This window comes from Streptomyces africanus (genome assembly GCF_002150735.1).
GTDB classification, from domain to species: Bacteria; Actinomycetota; Actinomycetes; order Streptomycetales; family Streptomycetaceae; genus Streptomyces; species Streptomyces africanus.
Genome location: NZ_MUKA01000523.1, coordinates 1 through 6,054 on the forward strand (window position 1 = coordinate 1; position 6,054 = coordinate 6,054).

Annotated in this window: 7 protein-coding genes; all 7 read left to right on the forward strand. The window is 73.2% G+C overall.

Features of this window, described 5'->3' with window-relative positions; translation table 11 throughout:
• The coding region (locus CCL05_RS41270) for a CIS tube protein (protein WP_143590037.1) at positions 1–446 on the forward strand (446 nt) is incomplete at its 5' end.
• Positions 443–2,269, forward strand: coding sequence for a VgrG-related protein (locus CCL05_RS41275; RefSeq protein WP_086565694.1), 1,827 nt, complete (start codon positions 443–445; stop codon positions 2,267–2,269). The genes CCL05_RS41270 and CCL05_RS41275, both read left to right, overlap by 4 nt.
• Before the next feature lie 43 nt (positions 2,270–2,312).
• Positions 2,313–2,630 (forward strand): PAAR domain-containing protein, encoded by a 318-nt coding sequence (locus CCL05_RS41280; RefSeq protein WP_086565695.1) that lies wholly within the window; start codon positions 2,313–2,315, stop codon positions 2,628–2,630.
• Positions 2,630–3,052, forward strand: a complete 423-nt coding sequence (locus CCL05_RS41285) for a GPW/gp25 family protein (protein ID WP_086565696.1) — start codon at positions 2,630–2,632, stop codon at positions 3,050–3,052. Before CCL05_RS41280 ends, CCL05_RS41285 begins: the two co-directional genes overlap by 1 nt.
• Positions 3,052–5,013, forward strand: a complete 1,962-nt coding sequence (locus CCL05_RS41290) for a putative baseplate assembly protein (protein ID WP_086565698.1) — start codon at positions 3,052–3,054, stop codon at positions 5,011–5,013. Before CCL05_RS41285 ends, CCL05_RS41290 begins: the two co-directional genes overlap by 1 nt.
• Positions 5,010–5,573, forward strand: coding sequence for a phage tail protein (locus CCL05_RS41295; protein WP_086565697.1), 564 nt, complete (start codon positions 5,010–5,012; stop codon positions 5,571–5,573). The genes CCL05_RS41290 and CCL05_RS41295 overlap by 4 nt, the downstream gene beginning before the upstream one ends.
• 4 nt (positions 5,574–5,577) lie before the next feature.
• A partial coding sequence (locus CCL05_RS44345; RefSeq protein WP_143590038.1) for a zinc ribbon domain-containing protein occupies positions 5,578–6,054 on the forward strand: 477 nt, incomplete at its 3' end.

Here is a 6,054-nt window from a genome sequence, read left to right on the forward strand (position 1 = left end):
TGGCGGTGGAGAAGCTGATGAAGGCGTGCGTGCCGACCCCGGCCAGCCTGGGCCGCAAGAAGCCGGCCAGCCCCTGGGTGCGGTTCGAATGGGGCACCGCGCGGACGACCTCGTTCGACGGCGTGCTCTCCAGCCTGTCGGTGTCGTACACGCTGTTCGACGTGGACGGAAAGCCGCTGCGGGCGACCTGTTCGCTGTCCATCGAGGAGGCGAGCGTCGACCCGCCGGGGCAGAACCCGACGTCCGGCGCGCGCACCGCCCGCAGCACGCACACCGTCGTGGCGGGCGACAGCCTGGCCCTGCTGGCCTGGCGGGAGTACGGCGACGCGACGGCTTGGCGGGTCATCGCGGAGGCCAACGACATCGACGACCCGATGGCGCTCGCGCCCGGCACCGAACTGGTGGTGCCGGGGCTGCGGGACGCGGGCGCTGAGGAGGAACGGTGACCACACCAGAGGCGAGGGGCGGTCGGTCGTTCGCGGCCGATCCCGTCATCGAGGCGCCCGGCGAACTTCCGCCCGTCTGGGCCGCCCAGCTGGTCAGTTGTGTCGTCGACGAGAACGTCGGGCTGCCGGACGCGGCCGTCCTCACCTTCCGTGACCCCGACCACGAGTTCCTGCAGAAGACCGGCATCACCATCGGCACCCCGCTGAAGGTGTCGGTGGTGACGGTCTCCGGGCAGGCGCGCGAGCGGCTGTTCAACGGCGAGGTGACCGCGCTGGAGCTGGACCGTGACGGTACGGGCTCGTTCACGGTGGTGCGCGCCTACTCCAAGGCGCACCGTCTGCAGCGGGGCCGCAAGGTGGTGGCGTACCGGAACATGACGGCGGCGGCGATCGTCCGCAAGGTGGCCGCCGGGGCCGGGCTGGCCGTCGGCACAGTGGATGCCGCGCCGGTCACCTACAAGCAGCTGTCGCAGGCGAACGTGTCCGACTGGGACTTCCTGCAGTTCCTGGCGGGGGAGAGCGGCGCCCAGGTGCACGTCGACGACAAGGGGATGCTGCAGTTCACGAAGCCGGTGAAGGCGTCCGGCGCGCCCGCGCCGTCGACCCCGGCCACCCGCAACCCCATGGTGCTGGAGTACGGGCGCAACCTGCTGGCGCTGCGGGCCTCCCTGTCGGCCGCGGACGGTGCCCAACAGGTCGAGGTGCGCGGCTGGGACGTCACCACGAAGCGGCCGCTGGTGGCCCGCAAGCCGTCGGTGACGAGTGACACGGTGGCGCCGGGGCTGAGCCCGGAGTTCGCCGCCCGGTTCGGCAGGTCGTCGAAGCTGACCGTCACGGACACCCCGTACCGCACCCAGGCCGAGACGACCGCCGTCGCGGCCGCGGTCGCCGGTCACGTCAGCGCGGGATTCGGCGAGTTGGAGGCAGTGGCAGAGGGCAACCCACGGCTGCGGGCGGGCAAGCCGGTGGCGCTCGGCAACGTCGGTCAGGCGTTCTCCGGCAAGTACACGGCGACGGCGGTGCAGCACGTCGTCGAACCGCACGGCGGGTACCGGACGACGGTATGGGTCAGCGCCAGCCCCGACCGCTCCCTGACGGGCCTGGTGACCGGGGCCAACGCGCCGAGCCGGGGGCCCCGCATGCCCGGTCTCGCCATCGGTGTGGTGACGGACGTACGCGAACCGGGCGGCGCGGAGTCCGGCGGCGTACGGCTGAAGTTCCCCTGGCTGGACGACACGTACGTCACCGACTGGGTGCGCACCGTGCAGTGGGGCGGCAAGGGCGGCGGAGGTGTGGTCAGCCCCGAGGTCAACGACGAGGTCCTGGTCGGTTTCGAACAGGGCCTGCTGGACAGCCCCTATGTCATCGGCGGGCTCTACAACGGCGTCGACAAGCCGTCGAAGCATGACGTGCCGCTCATCGACAGGACCAGTGGCAAGGTCAACCGCCGCTCCATCGTGTCGCGTTCGGGGCATCGGCTGGAGCTGCTGGACGCGAGGGCGCCCGGTCGCTCCGGGGTGCGCCTGATGAGCGGGGACGAGACCCTCGAAGTGTTCCTCGACGGCCGGCGGGACCGGATCGAACTGACGGTGTACGCCGGGAAGAGCCGGCAGACCCTCAGCTCCGTCGTGCTCGACAAGAAGGGCATCACCCTGGACGCGGGGCGGGGCGACGTGAGCGTGTCGGGCCGGAACGTGGACATCCAGGGCAGGGTCGGGGTGAAGATCGGCGGCCGCACGGTGAGCGTGAACGGTTCCTCGAACGTCACCGTCGACGGCGGCCTGCTGGCCGTCCTCAAGGCCAAGCTCATCCGGATCAACTGACCCCCGTTTCTCCCGACGACACGGACCTCGCAAAGGAGCACCCATGCCGGCCGCAGCCCGTACCGGTGACCCCACCAACCACGGCGGTGTGATCACCACCCCGCCGCCCGGCGCCGCCGCGACGGTCGCGCGGGTGCTGATCGGCGGCCGTCCCGCCGCCGTCGTGGGCAGTGTGTGCGCCTGCGCGATACCGCAGCATCTGGCCCTGGGGCCGGGCAACGTGGTCATGCCCAACCCGGCCGGGCTCGCCTCCGGCCAGGTCCTCATCGGCGGGCTGCCCGCCGCGCGGATGCGCGACCAGACCACGTGCGGCGCGATGGTCTCGGGCGGCGCCATGAACGTTCTGATCGGGGGCGTGTGATGAGCGAGCGGTTCATCGGCCGCGGCTGGGGGTTCCCGCTGCGGGTCGGGCCGACCGGCGGGATCGGCATGGTCGAGCGGGAACGGGAGATCGAGGAGGCGATCCGCCTGGTCCTCGGCACCGCGCCCGGCGAGCGCCCCATGCGTCCCGAGTTCGGCTGCGGCATCCACGACTACGTCTTCGCACCCGGCGACGGCGCCACCGCCGGACGTATCGCCCAGCAGGTGCGCGAGGCACTGGAGCGGTGGGAGCCGCGCATCGCGGTCGACGACGTGGTGGTGGCCTTCGACGCGGTCGAGGACGGCACCCTCTACATCGACGTGCACTACACCCTGCGTTCCACCAACGACCGGCGCAACCTGGTCTTTCCCTTCTACACGATCCCCTCCGAGGAGGGGGCCGAGGAATGGGGCGCCGCCTGATGGCCCTGCCCTCCCCCAACCTGGACGACCGGCGGTTCCAGCAGCTCGTCGACGAGGCGAAGCGGTACGTGCAGCAGCGCGCCCCGGAGTGGACCGACCACAACGTCTCCGACCCGGGCGTCACTCTGATCGAGACGTTCGCCTACCTCGTGGACCAGCTGCTGTACCGGCTGAACCGGGTCCCGGACAAGAACTACACGGCGTTCCTGGACCTGCTCGGCATCCGCCTGTTCCCGCCCGCGGCGGCTTCGGCCGAGGTCGACTTCTGGCTGTCGGCGCCGCAGCCCGACACGGTGACACTGACCGCGGGCACCGAGGTGACGACGGCGGGCGGCGAGAGCGAGCAGGCAGTGGTGTTCACCACCACCGACGAACTGCGCATCGTCCCCAGCGAGTTGATACGACTCGTGACGGCACCCCGCGCCGGCGAGCAGACCGACAGGACCGGCGAACTCGCCGAGGGCCGCGACGTGCCCGCCTTCCAGGCGGCGCCGGAGCCCGGCGACGCGCTGTTGTTCGGTCTGCCCACGGCCGTGCCGCGCTGCGTCGTCGCGGTGAACCTGGACAGCCGTGTCGAGGGCATCGGCGTCGACCCGCGTCAGCCCCCGCTGGTGTGGGAGGCGTGGGACGGCGGCGGCTGGCGGGTGTGCGAGACCGGCGAGGACTCCACCGGCGGCCTGAACCGGCCCGGCGAGGTCATCGTGTACGTACCGTCCGGGCACGCCGCGTCGGTGATCGGCGGCACCCGGGCCGGCTGGCTGCGCTGCCGGGTCACCGAGGCGGAGCCGGGCCAGCCGTTCTACTCGGAGTCCCCGACGGTGCGCGAGGCGTCGGTGTTCACCGTGGGCGGCACGATGACCGTCGAGCACGCCGAGACCGAGACCGATGTACCGCTCGGCGCCTCGGAGGGAGTCGCGGGCCAGACGTTCCGGCTCGGCCGCCCGCCCGTCCTCCTCGACCGCGAGCCTCCCGTGGTGGAAGTGTCCTCGGCCGAAGGCTGGCAACGCTGGGACGTGGTCGAGCACTTCGGCCGTTCGGGCCCGGCCGACCGCCATGTCCAAGTCGACGCGACCACCGGCGAGTTCACCTTCCCGCCGGCGCTGCGCGAACCGGACGGCACACTGCGGCAGTGCGGCGCCGTGCCGCCCAAGGGCGCCCGGATCCGGGTGGCCCGCTACCGCACCGGTGGCGGCCCGGCGGGGAACGTCGCCCGCGGGGCGATCTCGGTCCTGCGCAGCTCCGTCCCGTACATCGCCCGGGTCGTCAACCGGGAGGCGGCGAGCGGCGGCGTCGCCGGGGAGACGATCGCCAACGCCAAGCTGCGGGCCCCGGACGCCCTGCGCATGCAGGAACGCGCCGTCACCGCCGAGGACTACGAGATCATCGCCCGCCAGGCGGCCCCCTCGGTTCGCCGGGTCCGCTGCCTGCCGGTGGCCGAAGGTGCAGGGGCGGTACGGGTGTTGGTGGTCCCTGACGCGGTGGCGGACGAGGCGGACCACCGCCTCCGGTTCGAGCAGCTGATCCCCTCCGACCAGGTGCTGGGTGCGATCACCGCGAGCCTCGACGAACGCCGCCTGATCGGCACCCGCCTGGTCGTCGAGCCGCCCGTCTACCAAGGCGTCACCGTGGTCGCGCGGCTCGCGGCGGCCCCGGCCGACACCGACCGCGTCCGCGACGCCGCCCTCGCCGCCCTGTTCCGCCACCTCGACCCGCTGGACGGCGGCCCCGACGGCACCGGCTGGCCCTTCGGGCGACCGGTCCAGTACGGCGACGTCTTCGGCGTCCTCCAACGCGCCACGAAGAACGCTCTGATCGAGGAGATCCGGCTGTTCCCCGCGGACCCGGTCACCGGCCGCCGCGGCGCACCGACGGACCGCATCGACGTGGCCCCGGGCGCGCTGGTCTTCTCCTATCAGCACCAGGTGGTCGTCACGGCCGTGCAGCCGGAGGCACGGGGATGAGCCGCGCGGCCGTGGCCGGTCTGCCGAGCCGCTACCCGATCGGGGAGCAACTGCCCGCGCTGTACGCCGAGGACGACTTCGCGCAGCGCTTCACCGCCGGACTCGACACCGTCCTCGCCCCGGTGTTCGCAACCCTCGACAACCTGCCCGCCTACCTCGATCCCCGAGTGGCCCCGCCCGACTTCCTGGCCTGGCTGGCGTCCTGGGTGGGTGCCGCTCACGACCCGCAGTGGCCGGTGGAGCGGCGCCGCGAGGCGGTCGCCCGCGCGGTGGAGCTGCACCGGTGGCGCGGTACCCGGCGCGGCCTGGTCGAGGCCCTGCGGCTCGCGCTCGGCGTCCACGCCGAGGTCACCGGGGACGGCGGCGCGGTCTGGTCGAACACCCCGGGCGCGGACCTGCCGCCCCGGCCGCCCGCCGAGGTACTGGTCCGGGTGTGGCCGGACCACGGCACCTGGGTCGACCCGGAAAGGATCCACGAGGTCGTCAGGGCCATGAGCCCCGTGCACACCGTCTGCCGGCTGGAACTCCTCCCCGGCCCACCCACCGACCAAGGAAGGTGACGCGATGCGCGCCTGTCCCGCGTGCGGGGCGTCCAACGACCCCACGGACGACTTCTGCGGCAATTGCGGGGCGTACTTGGGGTGGTCGGACAGTACGGCGGCCTCGGGTACGGCGTCCGCGACTGCGCCCGCGGAGCCGTCATCGGGTACGCCTGCCCAGCCGTCGGCGTCGGGTGCGCCTGCCCAGCCGTCGGCGTCGGGTGCGCCTGCCCAGCCGTCGGCGTCGGGTGCGCCTGCCCAGCCGTCGGCGTCGGGTACGCCCGCCCAGCCGTCGGCTTCCGGTATGTCCTCGGCACCGTCGGCTCCGAGCGCACCTGCCGAGCCCCCGGCCGCACCGGATGCCCCCCGGCCGGGCGCCGCCACTCCGGCGCCCTCGTCGCCCTCTGCCGAGGAGTCGACGTCCGCCGCGTCCCCCCGCAGTTCGCCGTTGCGCACCCGGCTGACCGGGCGCGGGCGCGGGCGCGCCCGGTCAGCCGGGTGC